Annotated in this window: 18 protein-coding genes, 1 tRNA gene and 1 riboswitch; of the genes, 13 read left to right on the forward strand and 6 right to left on the reverse strand. The window is 39.5% G+C overall.

The features are described from left to right. The first annotated feature begins 7 nt into the window (after nucleotides 1-7). Nucleotides 8-235 carry a helix-turn-helix domain-containing protein gene (locus PI20285_RS02905; RefSeq protein WP_057775573.1) on the forward strand — a complete coding sequence of 76 codons (228 nt, stop codon included), beginning with the start codon at nucleotides 8-10 and terminating at the stop codon, nucleotides 233-235. Between the two features lie 33 nt (nucleotides 236-268). Here the strand turns inward: PI20285_RS02905 and PI20285_RS02910 are convergent, their stop codons facing one another. The 4 genes from PI20285_RS02910 to PI20285_RS02925 all read right to left on the reverse strand — a co-directional run bounded on the left by PI20285_RS02910 (nucleotide 269) and on the right by PI20285_RS02925 (nucleotide 3383). After that, on the reverse strand, nucleotides 269-1117 hold the full coding sequence (locus PI20285_RS02910) for an IS3 family transposase (RefSeq protein WP_245080623.1): 849 nt from the start codon (nucleotides 1115-1117) through the stop codon (nucleotides 269-271). 20 nt (nucleotides 1118-1137) lie between these two features. Continuing rightward, a complete protein-coding gene (locus tag PI20285_RS02915) occupies nucleotides 1138-1623 on the reverse strand; it encodes a helix-turn-helix domain-containing protein (RefSeq protein ID WP_105782181.1) in 486 nt (161 codons plus the stop codon). 189 nt (nucleotides 1624-1812) lie between these two features. Then, nucleotides 1813-2688 (reverse strand): GW dipeptide domain-containing protein, encoded by an 876-nt coding sequence (locus PI20285_RS02920; protein ID WP_057774187.1) that lies wholly within the window; start codon nucleotides 2686-2688, stop codon nucleotides 1813-1815. 621 nt (nucleotides 2689-3309) lie between these two features. Continuing rightward, nucleotides 3310-3383, reverse strand: a tRNA-Arg gene (locus tag PI20285_RS02925). A 167-nt stretch (nucleotides 3384-3550) separates the two neighbouring features. On the opposite strand from PI20285_RS02925, the gene PI20285_RS02930 reads away from it, so the two are divergent. The 5 genes from PI20285_RS02930 to PI20285_RS02950 all read left to right on the forward strand — a co-directional run bounded on the left by PI20285_RS02930 (nucleotide 3551) and on the right by PI20285_RS02950 (nucleotide 9110). After that, nucleotides 3551-5422, forward strand: coding sequence for a heavy metal translocating P-type ATPase (locus tag PI20285_RS02930; protein WP_057774193.1), 1872 nt, complete (start codon nucleotides 3551-3553; stop codon nucleotides 5420-5422). 96 nt (nucleotides 5423-5518) lie between these two features. Beyond that, entirely contained in the window at nucleotides 5519-5752 is a 234-nt protein-coding gene (locus tag PI20285_RS02935) for a heavy-metal-associated domain-containing protein (protein WP_057774184.1), read from the forward strand. A gap of 101 nt (nucleotides 5753-5853) precedes the next feature. Then, nucleotides 5854-5953: riboswitch (purine riboswitch) on the forward strand. A gap of 110 nt (nucleotides 5954-6063) precedes the next feature. Beyond that, nucleotides 6064-7386: a nucleobase:cation symporter-2 family protein gene (locus PI20285_RS02940; protein WP_057774191.1), complete on the forward strand. Its 1323-nt coding sequence runs from the start codon at nucleotides 6064-6066 to the stop codon at nucleotides 7384-7386. A 173-nt stretch (nucleotides 7387-7559) separates the two neighbouring features. Beyond that, on the forward strand, nucleotides 7560-8684 hold the full coding sequence (gene wecB / locus PI20285_RS02945; RefSeq protein WP_057774182.1) for a non-hydrolyzing UDP-N-acetylglucosamine 2-epimerase: 1125 nt from the start codon (nucleotides 7560-7562) through the stop codon (nucleotides 8682-8684). Nucleotides 8685-8690: 6 nt separating this feature from the next. Next, nucleotides 8691-9110 (forward strand): GtrA family protein, encoded by a 420-nt coding sequence (locus PI20285_RS02950; RefSeq protein WP_057774180.1) that lies wholly within the window; start codon nucleotides 8691-8693, stop codon nucleotides 9108-9110. A 29-nt stretch (nucleotides 9111-9139) separates the two neighbouring features. Here the strand turns inward: PI20285_RS02950 and PI20285_RS02955 are convergent, their stop codons facing one another. Beyond that, a complete protein-coding gene (locus PI20285_RS02955) occupies nucleotides 9140-9601 on the reverse strand; it encodes a flavodoxin (protein WP_057774177.1) in 462 nt (153 codons plus the stop codon). Nucleotides 9602-9749: 148 nt separating this feature from the next. Here PI20285_RS02955 and recX point away from each other — a divergent pair, with 148 nt between their 5' ends. The 7 genes from recX to PI20285_RS02990 all read left to right on the forward strand — a co-directional run bounded on the left by recX (nucleotide 9750) and on the right by PI20285_RS02990 (nucleotide 18509). Next, a complete protein-coding gene (gene recX, locus PI20285_RS02960) occupies nucleotides 9750-10571 on the forward strand; it encodes a recombination regulator RecX (protein ID WP_057774175.1) in 822 nt (273 codons plus the stop codon). 20 nt (nucleotides 10572-10591) lie between these two features. Further along, nucleotides 10592-11791, forward strand: coding sequence for a serine hydrolase domain-containing protein (locus PI20285_RS02965; RefSeq protein ID WP_057774173.1), 1200 nt, complete (start codon nucleotides 10592-10594; stop codon nucleotides 11789-11791). Between the two features lie 142 nt (nucleotides 11792-11933). Beyond that, the gene (locus PI20285_RS02970) at nucleotides 11934-12491 is read left to right on the forward strand and encodes a DUF402 domain-containing protein (protein WP_057774189.1); all 558 of its coding nucleotides are present in this window, start codon (nucleotides 11934-11936) and stop codon (nucleotides 12489-12491) included. Between the two features lie 241 nt (nucleotides 12492-12732). After that, nucleotides 12733-13839: an AI-2E family transporter gene (locus tag PI20285_RS02975; RefSeq protein WP_057774171.1), complete on the forward strand. Its 1107-nt coding sequence runs from the start codon at nucleotides 12733-12735 to the stop codon at nucleotides 13837-13839. Between the two features lie 124 nt (nucleotides 13840-13963). Next, nucleotides 13964-14374, forward strand: coding sequence for a glycerol-3-phosphate cytidylyltransferase (gene tagD, locus PI20285_RS02980; RefSeq protein ID WP_057774169.1), 411 nt, complete (start codon nucleotides 13964-13966; stop codon nucleotides 14372-14374). 187 nt (nucleotides 14375-14561) lie between these two features. Next, nucleotides 14562-16139: a peptide chain release factor 3 gene (locus tag PI20285_RS02985; protein ID WP_057774167.1), complete on the forward strand. Its 1578-nt coding sequence runs from the start codon at nucleotides 14562-14564 to the stop codon at nucleotides 16137-16139. 210 nt (nucleotides 16140-16349) lie between these two features. After that, nucleotides 16350-18509 carry an LTA synthase family protein gene (locus PI20285_RS02990; protein ID WP_057774165.1) on the forward strand — a complete coding sequence of 720 codons (2160 nt, stop codon included), beginning with the start codon at nucleotides 16350-16352 and terminating at the stop codon, nucleotides 18507-18509. A 101-nt stretch (nucleotides 18510-18610) separates the two neighbouring features. Here PI20285_RS02990 and PI20285_RS02995 read toward each other — a convergent pair whose 3' ends face one another. After that, nucleotides 18611-20848: an ATP-dependent Clp protease ATP-binding subunit gene (locus PI20285_RS02995; RefSeq protein ID WP_057774163.1), complete on the reverse strand. Its 2238-nt coding sequence runs from the start codon at nucleotides 20846-20848 to the stop codon at nucleotides 18611-18613. Nucleotides 20849-21054 lie beyond the last annotated feature (206 nt).

Consider the following 21054-nt stretch of genomic DNA (forward strand, 5'->3'; position numbering starts at 1 on the left):
GAAATAAATGAAGAAGCTGAAAATTGATTTGAATGACGAAGACTACATGGGTAGCCATGAAGCCAGTGTAATGTGGGGTAAACAAAAGGATTACGTACGGACCATTTTCAATAAGTATCCAAAACGGTTCCCAGAAGGTACCATTCGCAAGTTTGGTAAACAATTGGTTGTGACCCGCGAAGGTATGGAAGCTGTTACGGGAATTAGAAAAGACCAGTTAGTTGATAAAAAATAAAATTGAACTGAACCCCCTAATTTGGAGTGAATTTTAAGCAACCAACTGGTCGGATAGGTTTCGGTATTGTACCGGAGTTTTTCCGGCCAGTTTTGTTCTAATTCTTTTATTATTATAATAACTAACGTATTCAGTTATGGCTATTCTTAATTCTTCGTAGGAGGAATAGTGGTTATTATGCACCGTTCCAACTTTTAAAATATGGAAACAACTCTCAGCAACCGCATTATCCAGACAAGTCGCTTTGCGACTCATACTCTGCATAATGTGGTTTTTCTTTAGCTTAGAAACATACTGATAATTCTGATATTGAAAACCTTGATCTGAATGAATTGTCATCTTATAAGGTAATTGTGGTTTTGAACGAATTAAATCCATTAAAGGTTTTGTGACAAACGCTACATTAGGGCTAAGACCAATATTCCATGACAATATCTCGTTACTGTAAAGATCAGCAAATGAAGTAAAATAAGCACGCTCAGAAATCGAACCAGAACCCCAGCGAACTTCAGTCACATCGGTCACTACTTTTTGATAAGGTCGATCCGTATTGAATCTGCGATTCAGTTTGTTTTTAGCAAGTTTACCAACAGTACCTCGATAAGAATTATATTTTCTAGTTTTTCGATCAAAAGCATGACAAAGCACGTCATTCTGTTTCATGATCTTTAATACCACTTTATGGTTAACAATTTTACCGTTGTTCCTTAATGCATCGGTAACGGTACGATACCCGAAATCTGGATTATCTTGTCTAATTTGAAGAATTTCATCCACTAAGTCCTGGGAATAATTAGTTTTATATTGTCGGTTAAGTGCATCATGATAACTACTACTTGACATACCGACAACTTTTAAAATAAAGCTAAGCACTTCGTTCAAATCACGCCTTAATTCAGCAACTATTTGTGCTTTTTCCTGGTTTTTAATGCTTTCTTTTTCTGAACCAAGGCGTGCAATTTTTCCAAATAAGCTAATTTAACTCTCAATTCACGGTTTTCTTCTTCTAATTCCTTTTTAGACTTTTCATTATTACTATCTGACATGGTATTTGACCGCCTTTGATTAGGATTAAGGCGTCCTTGTTCAAGAGCTCGTTCCCATTGCCAAATTACAGCTGAATGTTTAATTCGAAACTGCTTAGCAGTTATCGGCAAGGATGCATTTTGATCTAAACGCCATTTAATTACTTTCATTTTAAACGAATAATCAAAGTAAGTCTTCCTATGGTTTAAACTTAGACCTTCAACACCGAACTGTTCTAACCTGCGTTTCCATTCATATAAAGTGGCAGAGCCCTTGATACCGTACTTTTTCATGATAATACTTTGCGGCAGGCCACTAGTTAATTCTAAAACTGCATTTATTTTATTTTCCTTTGAGAACATAACAAAACCCCGATAATTTGGATTACTCCAATTATCGGGGTTCAGTTCAAATGTGCAATCGCTGAAACTTTTAGTTTCCAAGGTTTATGACTTGGAGGCTGAGAGGTTTGGCGATTTTATTGTATAAGCGCATAAAAAAAGCTAAAACAAGTTTGGAGATGCTTGTCTTAGCTTTGAGATAGGTTGTGTTTAGCGGGCGTTAGATAATGCACCGCCGTAGATCCAGCCAATATTTTTACCATTTACAGCACAACGATAATAAGGAGTTTTGGTTCCTTGACGCGTACCTTGCATGTTAATGGTAACTTTTTTATTTTTGTACGTTTTACCGTAATGAGTGAGTTTAGTTGCATAGACGCTTGAAGTTACATGATTGTAAAAGTTGTTAGTTGGTTTTGCGACTACTGTAGCTGTTTTCTTAACAGTCTTGTAAGTAGTGACATTTACCAATGCGCCACCGTAAATCCAGCCAATTGTCTTGCCTTTATAAACGCAACGGTAGTAGGGTGTTTTAGTACCTTTTCTAACACCACTCATGTTGACAGTGACTGTCTTACCTTTATATGTCTTGCCATAATGAGTCCGTTTTGTGGCGTACTTGCTACCTGATACATGATTGTAGAAGTCATGTCCTGGGGTTACTTTAACTTGTTTTGATAATTTTTGTGTTTTATAAGTAACGGGAAGTACTGTCTTTGTGTAGTACAGTTTGTTTAACAATCTAGTCTTTTTAGTAGCAGCTGTGTATATGAAATTTACGCGAAAGCGGTTGGGTGTATATCCCGAAATGTTTGGAGCTCCGGCAAAGCCTTTCAAGTTTTGGGTAATTACTCCTTTGCTATTGGTTATATTACTTGCACCCCAACTTTCAAAGACAATATCACGCGTTTTATTACCTACGAGTACTTTAGCATGTACTATAGGATAAGCATCAGCAGCATGTGCAACTGCCGGTTGACCCACTGCATAAGATGATGTAGCTCCTGCAGCGACACCGACTCCCACCAATGAAACGCCTGCTAATAAGGTAATGATAACTTTCTTAATTCCAAATCTCTTAACCATAAATAAACTCCTCCTGTTTTTCTATGTTTTCAGCTATTTCAATAGCTAGTGACAGTGTACAATTATGAAACGACACATTATGTCATCGGAGAAGCTAAAAAAGAGTTTGTCAGAATAAATATAAATATTTTTGTGCTTTTAGAAGGCGAGGGGGAAGCTTTTTGACTAATTTTATGAATAAAAACTTTATTTTAAACAAAAAGCTTGAATAAACTGATTAAGGGTGTAAAATAATCTATTGCTGTGGAGATGCACAACTACCTTTCTTGAGCCCCTCCTAAAAGAGTTTAAGAGAGTATAAGCCTCACTGATTAATTTCAGTGGGGCTTTTTTTATGAAATCCGGCAAATATCATTTGATACGCGAAAAAAATATCTGTTTTGCTAGAACGAGTTTTACAAAGTTAGTTCATACTAATACGCTGGTTTAATTAATATGCATTGAATTATTGGGGTGAGTAGAATAATTGATTGCGGCATATTATCGTACTGATGGTCTGAAGGTAATCAAAGAGTGGACTTATGAAGTTGGTATTCCAGGTGTCCAGTTTCCTAAAAGCGGCTAAACTAAAAGAACGAATGAACTAATCCCTTAATTGGGTTAGCACATTCGTCCTTTTGATGTCCCCGGCGAGAATCGAACTCGCAACCTATCGCTTAGGAGGCGATTGCTCTATCCAGTTGAGCCACGGAGACAGGTTACCTTTCGTATTTTGCCATAAAATCAGGGCATAAGCAAGCAACCGCCAAATTTCCAGAATAAAAATAAATATAAATCCTGTAACTTGATCTCAGTCAATTTCAAAGGTTAGTTTTCCGGTTATATTAGACTTATTAAATAAGACAAGGGGATAATGATTATGATGAAATTTGAGCAGGTTGTACAAAAAAATATTAATCCAATTACATGGACTTCGGCAGCATTGATTGCCGTTGGTTTTCTGGGCGAGGCACTGGGTTCCCAAATGTTATATACAGTGGCGTTTGTCCTTGCCTCAATTATTGCCGCAGTGCCCATTGTTATCCGGGCTGTTGAGGCTTTGAAAGTTCGGGTTATCGGAATTGAGTTATTGGTAAGCATCGCCGTGATTGGTGCCTTTGTGATTCAAGAATATAATGAATCGGCAATTGTCACATTTTTATTTCTCTTTGGAAGTTTTCTAGAAACTAAAACTTTAGCGAAAACGCGTGAATCCATTAAAACGTTGACCGAAATGGCACCCACAACAGCCGGGGTCGTTCAAGCGGATGGTTCTGTTGTAGAAACTGACGTTGACGATGTTGATGAAGGCGATGTGGTTCTCGTAAAAACCGGTGGTCAAGTCCCAATTGATGGGGATGTTGTTGAAGGATCCGGTTATTTAAATGAAGCAAGTGTTACTGGTGAATCTAAATTAGTCACTAAACAAGTGGGCGACGGTGTTTTCTCCGGAACGATTTTAGATAACGGAACCTTAAAGATTAAAGCTACCAAAGTCGGTGACGACACAACGTTTGCCAAAATCGTGGAATTAGTTGAAGATGCGCAGGATACTAAGTCTCACGCAGAAAAATTTATTGATCAGTTCGCCAAATACTATACGCCAGCGGTCCTCGTTTTAGCTGTCCTAGTCGGGTTTATTTCTGGAGACTTCAAGTTAGCCATCACGGTCCTAGTGCTTGGATGCCCTGGAGCCTTGGTCATTGGTGCTCCCGTTTCAAACGTTGCCGGAATTGGTAATGGTGCGAAAAACGGAGTCTTGATCAAGGGTGGCGAAGTTGTTGATACGTTTGCTAAAGTTGATACCTTAGTCTTTGATAAAACAGGAACTTTGACGAAAGGGAACACAGAGGTTTCTGCCATTAAGAACTATGCAGATGATCCAAAATTAGGCTTAGCTTTGACTGCTAAACTGGAGAGTCAGTCTGATCATCCTTTAGGAAAAGCAATCACGACTTACGCAACTAAAAATGAAATTGATTTCCAAGATTTAAAAATTACTTCCAATAATACGGTTAAGGGACAAGGGATTGAAGCTGAAATTGAACAACATCAAGTTTTAGTGGGGAACCTTAAACTGATGGCAGCCAATCATATTGATCTCACTGACGAACAAGACGCTAATTTAAAGGAACTTCAAGAGACTGGGAGCTCTACAGTCATCGTAGCGATTGATCAAAAAGTGCAACAGATCATTGGAGTTTCTGATGTGATTCGTGATAATGTTAAGGAGAACCTGGCAGCATTGAAGAAGCTTGGCATTAAAAAGCTGGTAATGTTGACAGGAGATAACGAAATTACCGCTATTCACGTTGCTTCAGAACTGGGTATTGATGAAGTCCATGCAAATTTATTACCAGAAAATAAAGTTACCTTTGTGAAACAGCTCAAGGATACTGGACATACAGTAGCGTTTGTTGGGGACGGCATTAACGATAGTCCGTCGATTGCAACGGCCGATATTGGGATCGCCATGGGTGGCGGAACAGATGTCGCAATTGAAACTTCTGACATTGTCTTGATGCAATCTAGTTTCCAAGAATTGGTTCATGCGTATGGCTTGGCTAAAAAGACCGTTGCCAACACCCGACAAAACATTGTGATTGCCATTGGCACAGTGGTTTTCTTACTCATCGGGTTGATCTTTGGATATATCTACATGGCCAGTGGAATGTTTGTTCATGAAGCCAGCATTTTGGTTGTTATCTTCAATGCGATGCGCCTGATTCGTTATCATGCCGTCGGAGCAAAATAAATTTAAAAAAGTTTTCAAAAATTGATGTTGATCAAGTTTTATTAACTGATTTGGCCTTAAAATGAATTCATAAAGTTAAGAAAGGGAGTTTTTAGAATGACAAAAGCAATTTTACAATTAGGTGCATTAACTTGCCCATCATGTTTACAAAAGATTCAAGGCGCTTTGGAAAAACAAGCTGGAGTAGAAAAAGTGAAAGTTTTATTTAACGCCAGCAAGGCTAAGATTGACTTTGACGAAACCGTCAATAACGCTGATGCCTTGGCAGAGGTTGTTACAAAATTAGGTTACGAAGTTAAGAGCATCAAAGTAAAAGAACCAGCTAAATAATTTTTTAAAAACGGCAGCATCCGATTAATCCCTAGGATGGTGCCGTTTTCATGCGATTTAACAACCGTTGTCCAAGTAAAAATTCAGTGTTATAGTATTTTAGTAATTAAAATCGAAATGCATATATAAGCGCCTTAATATGGTTGGCGAGTTTCTACCCAGAACCGTAAATTCTGGACTATACGCAATAAACTCATCAAACGATGTCTCTATTTGCGGACATCGTTTTTGTTTTGCAGTGATATAGGTTATATATGGATTCAACAGGGGGTAACGTGTTGGTTTCAAAGGAAGAATGGGCACAAGAACAGATTGATTTTGACGCAGGAGAGGGCGTTCCACAAGAAGACGGTACTTCGAATGGACATGCCGCAGTCCTGGGTTTGCAACATTTATTAACGATGTATTCTGGAGATGTCATGGTTCCGCTCTTGATCGGCGCCATCGTTCATTTCTCGGCCGCCCAGATGGCTTTATTGATCTCCATGGATTTATTCATGTGTGGAGTTGCCACCCTATTACAAGTCCATCGCACGCGTATGGTGGGCATTGGTTTGCCAGTAGTTTTAGGTTGTGCAGTTCAAGTAATTACCCCCTTGGGAACAATCGGGAAAACGCTTGGCATTACCACAATGTATGGCGCCATTATTGTTTCGGGATTATTTGTCTTTTTAATGAGCGGCGTTTTTTCTAAAATGCGCAAATTGTTTCCACCAGTGGTCACCGGTTCGCTGATCATTGTCATCGGCTTTACTTTGATGCCCGTTGCGATCACCGATTTGGGTGGCGGTACGGTTGGTGCTCATGATTTTGGGTCGTTCAACAATTTATTAGTGGGTGGTTTCACACTGGCAGTCATTATTGCGATGAACGTGTGGGGCCGTGGTTTCATTAAGTCGATTGCCGTTTTGATTGGTTTGGTGGCCGGAACCGCACTAGCCGGTGCCCTGGGGATGATTCAAATGAGCAGCGTCTCGCAAAGTAGCTGGTTCCGGTTTCCACAACCCTTTATGTTCGGCGTGCCTCATTTTGAATGGTCCTCTTCACTTACTATGATCCTGATCGCATTAACGACCATGATCGAATCAACGGGAGTATTCTTCGCTTTAGGAGATATGACCAATCGACATTTGTCGGGGGATGATTTAAAACGTGGTTACCGTGCAGAAGGAATTGCGCAAATGTTAGGTGGAATCTTCAACACCTTCCCATATTCTACCTTCTCAGAAAACGTGGGAATTGTGCAGTTCTCAGGCGTTAAAACGCGTAAACCAATTTACTTTGCCGGTCTATTTCTCTTAATCTTAGGATTATTACCAAAGGTTGGGGCCTTGGCAACGGTTGTGCCAACCCCAGTTTTGGGCGGAGCCATGTTGGTTATGTTTGGAACAGTCGGATTACAAGGTGTGCGTATTTTAAAAAATGTCAACTTTGATGACAGTCGTAATTTGATTGTTGCGGCGGTTTCCATTGGGGCCGGGCTGGGAGTTTCCAGTGTGCCTAGCATTTTTCAAGCGATGCCTTCTGAATTGAACTTAATTCTAGGTAATGGGGTCGTAGTCACAAGTATTGTGGCAGTTGTATTAAATCTATTATTTAAATTACAACCAAAAGGAAAAGTAGAAGCTAAATAAAAAAGTTCGCAAATTTTGAATTCTGAAAAAGAGAATTTAAAGATTTGCGAATTTTTGTTTAGAGGGTGATTAATTCTATGCTAAAAATAAGTTTAGGGCTTAAATATTAAGAGTGGGCGCGTTATACTGATTTATAAAGAACAAAAATAGATGGTTAAATACGGAGGCTTACCTTGAAAAAATTACGCGTCATGTCCATTTTTGGCACCCGGCCAGAAGCGATCAAAATGGCTCCAATTATTTTGGAAATGAATAAGAGAAGTAGCGAGTTTGATCCCATTACAGTGGTGACCGCGCAACATCGAGAAATGTTGGATCAAGTTCTCGATATTTTTAAGATTAAGCCGGATTATGATTTAAACATCATGAAGCCTAACCAAACGCTAAGTGAGATTACCGGGCGCGTTTTGAATAAATTAGATACGATTATTCAAGAAGTTAAACCAAATGTTATTTTGGTTCATGGCGATACAACGACCACGTTTGCCGCCAGTATCAGTGCCTTTTATAATCAGGTGCCCCTGGGACATGTCGAAGCCGGCTTGCGAACTTGGGACAAGTATTCACCATTTCCAGAAGAAATGAATCGCCAGTTAACTGACGTTTTGGCAGATTTTTATTTTGCGCCCACAACGTTAAGTGAGCAGAATCTGTTGAAAGAAAATCATGCTGTCGATCACATTGTGGTAACTGGTAATACGGCAATTGATGCCTTAAAAGAGACTGTTCAAGATGATTATCATCATGCGGTGCTTGATTTGGTTGCCCCCGGACATCGGTTAATTTTGTTGACGATGCATCGTCGGGAGAACCAGGGCGAACCCATGAAACGCGTTTTTAAAGCCATCAAGCAAGTCGTTGATACGCATGCTGATGTAGAAGTTATTTATCCCGTTCATTTGAGCCCGGCCGTGCAAAAGGTTGCCAATGAGATTTTGGGCAATGACAGTCGCATTCACTTGATTGACCCGTTAGATGTAGTGGACTTTCACAATTTATCTGCGCATAGTTACTTTATTATGACGGATTCTGGGGGCGTACAAGAAGAGGCCCCGTCGCTCGGCAAACCAGTTTTGGTGTTACGGGACGAAACAGAGCGCCCAGAAGGAGTAACAGCGGGTACCTTAAAGTTAGTCGGGACCGATCCTGTAACTGTAAAAGAAGCTATGGAAACCTTGTTGGATGATTCGCAAGCCTATCAAAAAATGGCGACTGCCAAGAATCCTTATGGTGACGGTCACGCTGCAAAACACATTTTGGATTTTTTGGCCAAAAAATTAAATGATAATCGGAGTTAATGACTAGTGAAAGCATTTATAACAAAAAATAAAGCCATCATTTTGTACTTGGTATTTGGCGCCTTAACAACGGTCGTCAATATTGGGGTATTCACATTATTTGATCTGTATACAAATTGGAACTATCAGGTTGGGACGGCCATTGCGTGGATTGCGTCTGTGTTGGTCGCGTTTTTCACCAACAAAGTTTGGGTATTTAGTTCAAACTACTCTACGTGGGGCGCTTTTTGGCGAGAGCTTGGATCCTTTTTCTTCTTTCGCTTATTAACTTATTTTATGGAAGTTGTGATTATGTGGATCGGGGTTTCCCTGTTGCGTGAGAATGCGATTCTAATGAAGTTAGTTGATAATGTCGTGGTTGTGATCGTAAATTATGTCTTTAGTAAATGGATTATTTTTCGCAAACAGGACACAAAAAAAGATTGAAACAGGGGTAAACAAGTTTCAATCTTTTTCTACTTTTGACTTGCTGTGTAGCTATCGACTAGATTTTTGGCGAAAGCATCTAGTTGATCTAAATCTTCTTCAGATTCGGGAGCTAAATTGATTTTTACTGGTTCGGCACCTTGAGTGGCTTTGGCCTTTTTGAAAGCTTCAGCAAACTGATCAATGGCAACACAATAAAATTCTTCATAGAATACGTCGCCAGATCCAGCCACGCCGAAGATTTTACCAGTTAGGTCTAATTCGGGAAGTTCTTCATAGAAGTCCATCCCTTCTTCTGGTAAGGCTCCTTCATCATAGGTATAGGGCACGACAACACAAATATCAAAGTTCTTAAATTCGTCAGCATCCGTTTGAGAGATTTCTGATTCGTCCACTTCGACGCCCAAATCCTCTAAGGCTTCGGTAATAATGTCGGCACAATCTTCATTGTTACCGGTGATGGTTGCAAAAACAACTTTTGCAGTTGGCATGTGGTGGTTCCTCACTTTCTTTAAAACATGGTGGTAGTCATCATACGAAAATTCTGAATTAGGTTTAAGATTCACCCTAATAAGTCCTAAAGAATTATAGCAGAGAAACACAATTTAGTGAATGTTTTGCTGAGACAAGGAGGCTGAAATGGCAGAAAAAGAGTCACTTCCTAAAATTACTAAAATTACCACGCAAAAACGAAAAGGGCGCTATAACGTTTTTATCGACGAACATTATGCGTTTCCCATCAGTGAAGATGTAATGATTAAATTCCGGATTTTTAAAGGGATGGAAATCGACAAAAAGCTCCGTGCTGAGATTTTAGCCGCTGATGATGTGTCAAAAGCGTACTCCAAAGCTCTTGCTTTTTTATCCGGTCATTTACGAACGGAACATGAAATTGAACAAAAATTAAAAGAAAAAGAAATTCCGGAACCCACCATTCAAGCGACGTTAGTTAGATTACGGGACTTGAACTTAGTGGATGATGAGCAATATGCAGAAAGCTATGTCCGCACCATGGCACGAACTTCTGACAAGGGGCCAATTGTGATTCGAAGAAATCTCCGTCAAAAAGGGGTTTTGGAAAATGACATTGATCAAGGACTAGCCGAATATCCGGATGAAGATCAGGTTCAAAATGGGATAGAAATTGCGAAAAAGCTTGCGCACCATTACCAGCGAGAACCGTTAACGAAAATGAAACAAAAAGTTCGCCAAGGTTTGATGACAAAAGGTTTCTCGGGGGATGTGATCTCCCAGATTTTGGAACAGACTCATTTTGAAGCTGATCCTGAGTTAGAAAATGAAAAGCTCAATGCGGAGTTTGCCAAGGTTTGGCGACGTAATCGGCGCTATGTCTTTTCACAACGCAAAATGCGGACCAAGCGAACCTTATATGGGAAAGGATTCAGCATTGATGCGATTAACGTTTTATTAGAGCAGCAAACAGATTCAGAAGAGATTTAAGCAGGGGGGAGTTACACAATATGAAAAAGAATTTATGGCGGTTTATTTTGCTTGTGGTTTTATTAGGCTTGGGATTTTGGGGTTTGAAAATTGGGTATCAGAGTTATCGGATGCAGCAGGCTGGATACCCTGTAAACTTCTTTCGGGCTAAGAATAAAGTGCCGGTCCATAAGCCACGAGGGAAAACTTTTCGACCACAAAAAATTGTGGTGCAACCACCCCGACTAACCCAACAAACCCGTCAATTTAAACGGTTATTGAGTCCGATTGTGGGCAAAAATCGGTTTGTAGGCACGCTGTTAATCGTTAAAAATGGCAAGCCAGTTTATAACCAAGGATATGGATATGCAAATTATCAGCAAAAAGCTTTAAATACTGCTAACTCAGAGTATCAAATTCTGTCGATGCAAAAATCAATGACGGCAATGTTGATTATGCAACAAGTTCAGGCCGGAAATTTGCGTTTGACCGATCACCTCGCTGAATTTTATCCAGCAATTACCGGGGCTTCACAAATTACAATTCGATCTATGCTGAATATGCAGACGGGGTTACGAATTAAGCAATTATCCAAGCAAGTTCTTTCTAGTCAAGGAGTCGCAGATTATGCGGCGCGCCATGTGCAGTTTGTCGCGGCCAAAAATAATCAATGGTCCTATCAGCCGATTAATTATACATTGCTGGCGGGCATTTTGCAGAAAATAACGGGTCAAACTTATTATCACATCTTTACCCACCACATTATTACCCCATTAAAATTGCACAACACAGGGTTTGTGATGCAGGCAGACCGAGCACTTCGGCTATCCACGCCATATCTTAATCAGCCAATTACGGATAATTCAATTAATTATTTGCATGCCTATCACGAGTTAGCTGCTAGTCAGCACAACGAGTTAGCAACCGGAAATGTGTACATGAGTACCGGGGATTTTTACAAGGTAACCCAAGCAATCCTGCAGGCCCGTTTTTTAACCGCCCAAAATACTGCTATTTTGCATGAGGCGAGTGGTATTCGCCAGTATGGCGGGGGCCTTTATTCCAAAAGTCCGACCAGTTATTGGAGTCACGGCGTTGGTTACGGAGAAGAAAGTGGTGTGATGATCAGTCGAGATGGTCAAAATGCGGTCGTGATGTTGAGTAATTATCATTTGAAAAAATCGGCTTTAAAAAAGCAGTGTGCTCAGATTTATCAAAATTTAATGCAAGGAATGTATTAAATTAGACTAATTATAGCGATCTAGATAAAACCGGATGCCCCGTGAACAAGTCTCGTTCTTTTGTTGAGGTGGCTTTTTTGATATAATGACAAGTGGAATTCTAAGTTTTAAAAACCTTCGGAATTGGAAAGCTGTGTTATCAATGAATCGCAAGTCTAAGAAACCCAGAGCGGGGGACTATATTGCGATCAAAAGCTATAAACATGATGGGAGTTTACATCGTACATGGCGAGATACAATGGTATTAAAAAATAGTGATGACGAGTTTATTGGCTGTAATGATCATACATTAGTCATTGAGGATGATGGCCGACGCTGGGTAACGCGTGAACCAGCCATCGTTTATTTTCGAAAAGATTATTGGTTTAATGTGGTCACCATGATTCGTAGAGGCGGCGTCTCAAATTATTGTAATTTAGCTTCTCCGTATGTGTTAGATGAGGAAGCCTTGAAGTATATTGATTATGATTTGGATATAAAAGTTTATCCGAATGGAGAGCGAAAGTTATTAGATGTTGACGAATACGAGCGCTTTAGTCAGCAATGGCACTATCCAGAAGATACTAAGCAGATCATTCAATCAAGTGTGTTGACACTGACAGATTGGATTGATAAAGGGGCAGGGCCGTTTTCTGATGAATTTATTAATATTTGGTATAGCCGTTATCTGGAACTTGTTCATCGTAATAACCGGCGTTAATTTTGGTCGTAATAATGAATTGGATCGGTTAGCCGATTTTTAATTCTGCATAAAACTAACTGGCAATGTTTGAGATTCTCGAATGTTGCCAGTTTCTGTATAAAGATTTTTGGGAAAATAAGCAGTCAAATGAACCTGAGTAGCTTATAATAGGACTATCATAAATAACGAAAATGGGGCGTTTCTACGTAAGCTGAAAGATTCTGTAGAATGCTAATTACATTTAGAAGGAAGTCATGCTATGTTTGATAAAATCAGAAAATCCCCGCTTTTATTCTGGTCATTAGAGTTATTAATTGTGGCCAGCTTGATTTACGTATGTACAAAAATTAATTTTTTGTTTGCACCGATCGGAACCTTCATTTCTACCGTGTTTGTGCCCATTATTTTATCGGGATTTTTGTTTTATTTATTAAATCCCCTAGTTAAACTAATTCAAAAAATTAAGTATAAAAAATTTCATATCAACCACACTTGGGCTGTTGTGATCGTCTTCGTATTGTTGTTTGGTGTGATCGGATATGCCCTGGGTTGGATGATTCCCAAACTAGTTAACCAGATTGCCCAACTGATTGAAAGCTTGCCAACCATTGCCAGCAACCTTCAAAAGACGTCCCAACATTTTGTTGAACATTCGGATTGGATTAAAAATGTTGATCTGGATCCGTATATAAAAAAGATGAATAGTTCAATTGGAACCTATGCGGAATCAATTCTGGGCACGATGACAAGCAGCATTGGAACCCTGATTTCAACAGTTACCTCTGTGACCATCGTCGTTATTACGGTACCGGTTATGCTGTTTTATATGTTGAAAGATGGCTGGAAACTCATGCCAACTGTCAAACGGCTATTGCCTGCCAAAAATGCGGATACCATCCAAGATTTATTTGAAAAAATGAGCGCAACGTTATCATCTTATATTTCTGGTCAAGTTTTGGAATGTATTTTTGTTGGAACATTTACGGCAATCGGCTACATGATTATTGGGCAGCCGTATGCGCTATTGCTCGGAGTAGTGGCCGGAATTGCCAACATTGTGCCGTATGTGGGCCCATACATTGGAATCTTTCCAGCTTTACTGGTGGCTCTTACCCAGTCGACCATGCAAGTCGTATGGGTCGTGGTCGTTGTCTTGATTGTCCAGCAAGTAGATGGAAACTTGATCTATCCCAATATTATTGGACGTAGTTTACAGGTGCACCCACTTACGATTATTATCTTATTGCTAGCAGCTGGTAAAATTGCCGGAATTCCAGGGATGATTTTAGCAATCCCTGCGTATGCGGTGGTAAAAGTCCTAGTTGAGTTTATTTACCACATTTGGATTTTGAATAGCGACGAGTGAGGCTGGACTAAACAAGCAAAAGCAACGAGGATCCCTGTTAATTAATTCCTATTTTACTGGAATCGGGCGCTATACATGTGGTAGTATTATGAAGTATTTAATATTATTCTTAGGAGAATGAACATTGAAAAAGGTAATTACTTATGGCACTTTTGATCTAATTCATAAGGGACATATTCGTTTGCTAAAGCGAGCTAAAGCACTGGGTGACCATTTGACAGTGTGTGTATCAACGGATGAGTTTAACGCCTTAAAGGGCAAAAAAGCTTACACAAGCTATGAAGATCGTAAGTATATTTTGGAAGCTATCCGTTATGTGGATGAAGTTATTCCTGAAAAAGGTTGGGATCAAAAAATCAAGGATGTTGAAGAACGTCATATTGACACCTTTGTCATGGGGGATGACTGGAAGGGTAAGTTTGATTTCTTAAAAGACTACTGTGAAGTTGTCTATCTTCCCCGAACAGAAGGCATTTCTACTACCAAGATCAAACGTGATTTGGGTCTTGGCGGTAAAGACGAACCACAAAAATAAATATAAAACGGAGCTGGGGCAAATCCTCAGTTTTTTTATTAGTTATAAACTAGTAAGAAAATAGCCAAATTGAAGTCGAATCAGCGCACTTTTTGTAAAAAATACGTTATTCTTAATTTGGGATGTATTATCCGGATAAAAGTAGTAAATTATATTGTGAATGCAATTAGGAAGTAGGAAATTAGTTATGAGCGAAACAAAAATAGATCAGGCAGTTGCCAAACGGCGAACATTTGCCATTATTTCTCACCCGGATGCTGGTAAAACAACGATCACGGAACAGTTATTATTGTTTGGTGGCGTTGTGCGCGAGGCTGGAACGGTAAAGGCTCGTAAATCAGGTAGTTTTGCCAAGTCTGATTGGATGGAAATCGAAAAGAAGCGGGGCATTTCGGTTACAAGTTCGGTTATGCAATTTGATTACGGTGACAAACGAATTAACATTTTGGATACCCCTGGACATGAGGATTTCTCTGAAGATACGTATCGAACACTGATGGCGGTGGATTCTGCCGTGATGGTTATTGATTCTGCAAAAGGAATTGAGCCCCAAACTAAGAAATTATTCCAAATTTGTAAAATGCGGGGAATCCCCATTTTTACTTTTATGAATAAATTGGATCGTGATGGTCGCGAACCTTTAGATTTGGTCAATGAACTTGAAGAAGTTTTGGGAATCAATGCTTACCCAATGAACTGGCCAATCGGGATGGGTAAGGGTCTCCAAGGATTATACGATCGTTACAATGAGAGAATCGTTTTATATCGCAAAGATGCAGATGGTAATCAATATTTGCCTTTGGATAAAGACGGTAAATTATCAAGTGATCATCCTTTAACAGAAGATAGTACTTATCAAGACGCGCTAGGTGACATGGAATTATTGAGTGAAGCCGGAAATGAATTTGATGAAGACCAGATTGCCTCGGGAGATTTAACCCCCGTTTTCTTCGGTTCGGCTTTAGCTAATTTTGGCGTTAAAACTTTCCTTGATATTTATTTGAAATACGCACCAGCACCTGCTGCACACGAAGATCGCGCTGGTGAAGTTATTAAACCAAATGATTCAGAGTTTTCTGGATTTATCTTTAAGATTCAGGCTAATATGAATCCTAACCACCGGGATCGCATTGCCTTTGTACGAATTTGTTCGGGTGAGTTTGACCGCGGAATGGATGTGACGTTGCAGCGAACGGGAAAAGTTCTTCGTTTGTCAAACTCCACCCAATTTATGGCGGACTCCCGGCATACGGTTGAAAAGGCGGTGGCCGGTGATATCGTTGGCTTATATGATACGGGAAATTTCCAGATTGGTGATACCATTTATGCCGGGAAGCATGATGTTCAGTTTGAAAAGCTTCCTCAATTTACGCCAGAACTATTTGTGCACGTTGCTGCTAAAAATGTGATGCAACAAAAATCATTCCATAAAGGAATTCAACAACTGGTGCAAGAAGGAGCAGTTCAGCTGTACACAAATTACAATACGGGTGATTATATTTTAGGTGCGGTTGGCCAACTTCAATTCGAAGTCTTCCAATTCCGGATGTTAAATGAATATCATTCTGAAGTCGTGATGGAGCCAATGGGTAAAAAGATTGCGCGCTGGATTGAGTCTGATCAATTAGATGAAAAGATGTCATCTTCACGAAACTTATTGGTGAAGGATCGTGCTGACAAGCCACTGTTCTTATTTGAAAATGAATTCGCAGAACGCTGGTTTAAAGGCAAATATCCGGAAGTTAAATTAACAGCCAAGCTATAAAATTACGTAAACAGGGGGGGGACAAACTCAATTTTTTAGTTGAGATTGTCCTTTTTTATTTAACTAACAATGGTTAAAGTTCCTTAAAATCTCTAAGGATACCCGGGATAAGACTATTAAAAAAACGGATTTTCAGTTATACTTATTTAGTTTATGAATGCTATTTAGCGTTTAAATTTAAAATTGTGAATGTGCAATGGAGGGTCAACTATGAGTCAAGCGTGGCATAAAATTCGCCGTGGATTAAATACACGGTTTGGATTTTTCTTGTTCGCCGTTATTCTATTTTGCATTAAATCCTACATGGCTTACCAAACTAAATTCAGTTTGGGTGTCAAAGGCAATATGCAAGAATTAATTTTAGCGATTTCACCAATTGCGACGGCGCTGTTGCTGTTCGGGATTGGGTTATATTTTCGAGGTCGATGGGCTTATTGGTGGATGATTTTAGTTGACGCAATTTTGTCGACTTGGTTATTTTCTAACATTTTGTACTATCGGGAATTTTCAGATTTCATTACTTTTAATCTGATTAAGGGATCTGGTGCCACTTCAGATAACCTCGGGAAAAGTTTAATGGGAATCATGCGTGGCACTGATTTTTTGGTGTTCATAGATGTTGCCTTTTTGATTCTATTGTTACTGATTCGATTCATTAAAATTGATACCACACCATTTAAATTTCGATACGCAGTAGCCACCACCATCTTATCTGTTGGGGTGTTTGGCGTAAACTTGGGGATGGCATATAGCAATCGTTCCGGGCTTTTAACGCGAACTTTTGATAATAATTACATCGTTAAGTATTTAGGCCTCCAAACCTACACAGCGTATGATGCGATTAAGACGTATCAAAATAGTGAACAGAAATCGAAAGCTTCTAACAATCAATTGAAGCCGGTTCAAAAATTCTTAAAAGATAATCACATTTCGTCTAACATCCAGTACAAAGGCGTCGCAAAGGGGAAAAATGTCTTTGTCATTCATTTGGAAAGTTTGCAACAATTTGTGATTGATAAAAAGTGGGATGGCCAAGAAATTACGCCGAACTTAAATAAGTTATATCACGAAGACGATACGCTTAGTTTTGATAATTTCTTTAATCAAGTCGGCCAGGGGAAAACGGCCGATGCTGAAATGATGCTGGAAAACTCACTATTTGGTTTAGCAGAAGGATCAGCAATGGTTATGGATGGGACAAGCAATACGTTCCAGAGTATGCCAGCCATTTTAGATCAAAATGGCTACTCGACGGCTTCATTCCATGGGGATGTTCCAAGTTTCTGGAATCGTGATAATGCCTATAAGTCTTTTGGTTACCAATATTTCTTTAGTAAGGAATATTACAAGATCAAACCTGGATATGTCAGTGGTTACGGGATGAAGGATAAACTCTTCTTGAAAGATACTGTTAAGTATATTCAGCAGTTACCTCAACCGTTTTATGCCAAGCTCATCACTGTTTCAAACCATTATCCTTACTTGATTGCCAAGAAAGATGCTTCTATAAAGGCTTGGGATACCGGCGATCCAACGGTTGATCCTTATGTGCAAACCGCACATTATTTGGACCAATCAATTGGTGAACTCTTAAGTTATCTGAAGAAATCCGGATTGGACAAGAAGAGCATGCTAGTTCTCTATGGTGATCATTACGGAATTTCAAATAACCATAAAGCAGCTATTGCGAAAATTTTAGGCCTAAAACAAATTGATAATTACAATTTAGCTATGTTCCAGAAAGTGCCTTTCATGATTCACATGGATGGACTAAAGGGTGGCATCAATCATACCTATGGTGGTGAGATTGATGTTATGCCAACGTTAGAAAACCTGATGGGAATTAATGTTTCTGGGGCCATTCAGTTTGGTCAAGATCTCCTTTCAAAGGATCGTAATCAAATTGTTTCCTTTAGGGATGGAGACTTTGTTTCGCCGAAGTACACTAAGTATGGGGGCGATCTGTATCTGACTAAGACGGGACAACAGATTACAGATGAAACGGATACTGAGAAAAAAGAAGTCGCTAAAATTCAAAAGTATGTCAATCAGGAATTATCGTTATCCGATTCCGTTATTAACGGTGATTTACTCCGATTCTCAAAACAAAGCTGGTTTAAAAAGGTCGACAAATCAGATTTTAATTATAAAAAATCGGCGGCATTGAAAGAATTGAGCGAAGCACAGACGAAGACACCAACCAGTCTATTAAAAGAAAATGACGGAAAGTCAACGGAGGATCTCTACAAAACTGATGCACCCGAATTAAAGAGTGAAAGTTCAAGTAGCAGTAGTGATGATAGCAGCAGCAGTTCCAGTTCAGGCTCTAGCTCGAGTTCATCAGCTTCATCGTCATCTTCATCAAAGTAAATTAAAGGAGCCTATATCATTGGTTATAAAACCAGATATGGGCTCCTTTTTAGATACAAAAAAACCAAGTCACCAGGGACTTGGTTTTTAAAACTTAACTATTAAGATTTAGAAGATGATGCTTTTTTTGCGGGAGCGAGATCTTCAGTGGATAAGGTAATCTCACCATCGGCAATTTTTGCCACAAGATTTTTTGCATCCGCATGATCAAGATAGTAATCCGCAATGCGATCTTCAATTTGCTCTTGAATGACACGTCGCAAAGGACGAGCACCCATTTTTGGATTGTAACCTAATTCGACTAGCTTCTCTTCAACTGGTTCTGTCACATGCACGTGTAAGCCTTGAACGGCCAACATTTTATTGACATCACCAATCATTAAGTCAACAATTTTCATTAAGTTTTCCTTAGTGAGTGAATTGAATTCGACAATGTCATCAAACCGGTTTAAAAATTCGGGTTTGAAGTAATTACCTAACTTGTTCAAAACGGAATGCGTTTCACCCTTGGCTGCAGCACCGAATCCGACATCAGCTTCAACATCACCAGTTCCGGCGTTGGAAGTCATGATAATAATCGTGTCTTTAAAACTGACGGTGCGACCTTGTGAATCGGTCAAACGACCATCATCAAGGATTTGAAGGAACATATGCATGACATCTGGATGAGCTTTTTCAACTTCATCAAGTAAGATCAAGCTGTATGGGTGACGACGAACCTGTTCGGTCAACTGACCAGCCTCTTCGTAGCCAACATAGCCAGGAGGGGAACCAATCAATTTAGAAATTGAATGTGGTTCCATGTACTCACTCATGTCAAAGCGGATCATTGAATCCTCAGAGCCAAAGAGCTCATTAGCTAATTGTTTAGCTAATTCAGTTTTACCAACTCCGGTAGGACCAACGAATAAGAAAGACCCAATTGGTCGGCCAGTGCCATTTAGCCCAATTCGATTTCGCCGAATTGCTCGAGCAATTTTGTTCACGGCTTCGCTTTGACCAATAACTTTGGAGTTCAAATCTTTACCAAGGTTTTGAAGCTGCTCTTGTTCCCGTTTTTGGAGTTCACCAACCGGGATACTAGTTTTTTCTTCAATAATTTGTTCCATATCTTTATCGGTTACAGTAGGAATTTCGTTTTGGTTAGCTGCACCAGACTTGGTTTTTTCTAATTTATTGATTTGGTCACGATAATAAGCGGCTTTTTCATAATCTTCAGCTTTAGTTGCATCTTGCTTGTATTTTTCGGCATTATCAATTTTTTGCTGAATAGTATTTGGATCAACCGTATTAATTGTCAAATTTTTCTTAGAACCTGTTTCATCAAGCAGGTCGATTGCCTTATCAGGTAAGAAACGATCCTGAATGTAGCGTTTTGACAATTTGGCTGCCGCCTCAATTGCTTTATCTGTGTAGTGAACATGGTGATAATCTTCGTATTTCTTTTGAATACCCTTTAAAATCTTGATGGATGCTTCCACACTAGGTTCGTCGACTTGAACAGGTTGCAAACGACGGGCAAGAGCAGCATCTTTTTCAATATCACGGTATTCATTTAAAGTTGTTGCACCAACAAGTTGGAAATCGCCACGGGCAAGAGCGGGTTTCAAAACGTTACCTGCGTCCATGCCACCTTCAGCGTTACCAGCACCAACAATTTCATGAATTTCATCAATAAAGACGATGGCGTCCTTATTTTTTTGAACTTCTTTCATAAGTTGTTGCATTCGTTGTTCAAACTGTCCTCTAATTCCAGTTCCTTGAACAAGTGAAACAACGTCTAAACGAATAATTTGTTTGTTAATTAATTTTTGAGGAACATCACCAGCCACAATCTTTTCAGCTAGGCCTTCAACAACTGCTGTTTTACCAACACCGGCTTCACCAATTAAAACTGGATTGTTTTTGGTACGACGGTTCAGTATTTCAATAACCCTTGAAATTTCTGTATCGCGTCCAATAACAGGATCAATTTTCCCTTGTTTTGCTAGATCAGTCAGATTTAAGCCGTACTGAGCTAACAGACCACCTTGGCCATTTTGGCGACCACCATTATTATCAGTGGGGCCACTAGGTTGAGTAGGGGGAACCTGTTGACTAAAGTTTTGCGCATTTTCAACATTACCATTTTGCATAGCACGGAAAATGTCGTCTAGATTTCCAAATCCAAATGGGTCTTGTGCCATATTCGTAGCACCTCCATTTCCAAAATTATTGCCTTCTTGTTGTTTTAGAAGTTGATAGCAATTTTGACAAAGATCAATCTGACGCTGTTGTCCGTTCACATTAACGTGCAGATGAATCGTTGCTTCATTTTTATGACAATTTTGACAAAGCATCTTGCCGTCTCCTTTCGAAAAATCAAAGCTTAAAAAGTTTGACCAACTTTGACCATGAACACATTATACCTCGCATACTAATTTGTGCAAGCAATTTGTTTTCTAAAATTTAGCCTGCTAGAATCGGATAATCAGCCAATGCAATGGTCACAAAGTTATATTAGCACTTTCGTAATTAGAGTGCCAATGTTTGAACTTTTTTATGA

The organism is Pediococcus inopinatus (assembly GCF_002982135.1).
Taxonomy (GTDB): Bacteria; Bacillota; Bacilli; order Lactobacillales; family Lactobacillaceae; genus Pediococcus; species Pediococcus inopinatus.

Coding starts and splice junctions, on each gene's coding strand:
- PI20285_RS02985 (WP_057774167.1), top strand. CDS start 14,562: ATGAGCGAAACAAAAATAGATCAGGCAGTTGCCAAACGGCGAACATTT.
- PI20285_RS02965 (WP_057774173.1), top strand. CDS start 10,592: ATGAAAAAGAATTTATGGCGGTTTATTTTGCTTGTGGTTTTATTAGGC.
- PI20285_RS02915 (WP_105782181.1), bottom strand. CDS start 1,623: ATGTTCTCAAAGGAAAATAAAATAAATGCAGTTTTAGAATTAACTAGT.
- PI20285_RS02995 (WP_057774163.1), bottom strand. CDS start 20,848: ATGCTTTGTCAAAATTGTCATAAAAATGAAGCAACGATTCATCTGCAC.
- PI20285_RS02970 (WP_057774189.1), top strand. CDS start 11,934: ATGAATCGCAAGTCTAAGAAACCCAGAGCGGGGGACTATATTGCGATC.
- PI20285_RS02935 (WP_057774184.1), top strand. CDS start 5,519: ATGACAAAAGCAATTTTACAATTAGGTGCATTAACTTGCCCATCATGT.
- PI20285_RS02990 (WP_057774165.1), top strand. CDS start 16,350: ATGAGTCAAGCGTGGCATAAAATTCGCCGTGGATTAAATACACGGTTT.
- PI20285_RS02975 (WP_057774171.1), top strand. CDS start 12,733: ATGTTTGATAAAATCAGAAAATCCCCGCTTTTATTCTGGTCATTAGAG.
- recX (WP_057774175.1), top strand. CDS start 9,750: ATGGCAGAAAAAGAGTCACTTCCTAAAATTACTAAAATTACCACGCAA.
- PI20285_RS02930 (WP_057774193.1), top strand. CDS start 3,551: ATGAAATTTGAGCAGGTTGTACAAAAAAATATTAATCCAATTACATGG.
- PI20285_RS02955 (WP_057774177.1), bottom strand. CDS start 9,601: ATGCCAACTGCAAAAGTTGTTTTTGCAACCATCACCGGTAACAATGAA.
- PI20285_RS02920 (WP_057774187.1), bottom strand. CDS start 2,688: ATGGTTAAGAGATTTGGAATTAAGAAAGTTATCATTACCTTATTAGCA.
- PI20285_RS02905 (WP_057775573.1), top strand. CDS start 8: ATGAAGAAGCTGAAAATTGATTTGAATGACGAAGACTACATGGGTAGC.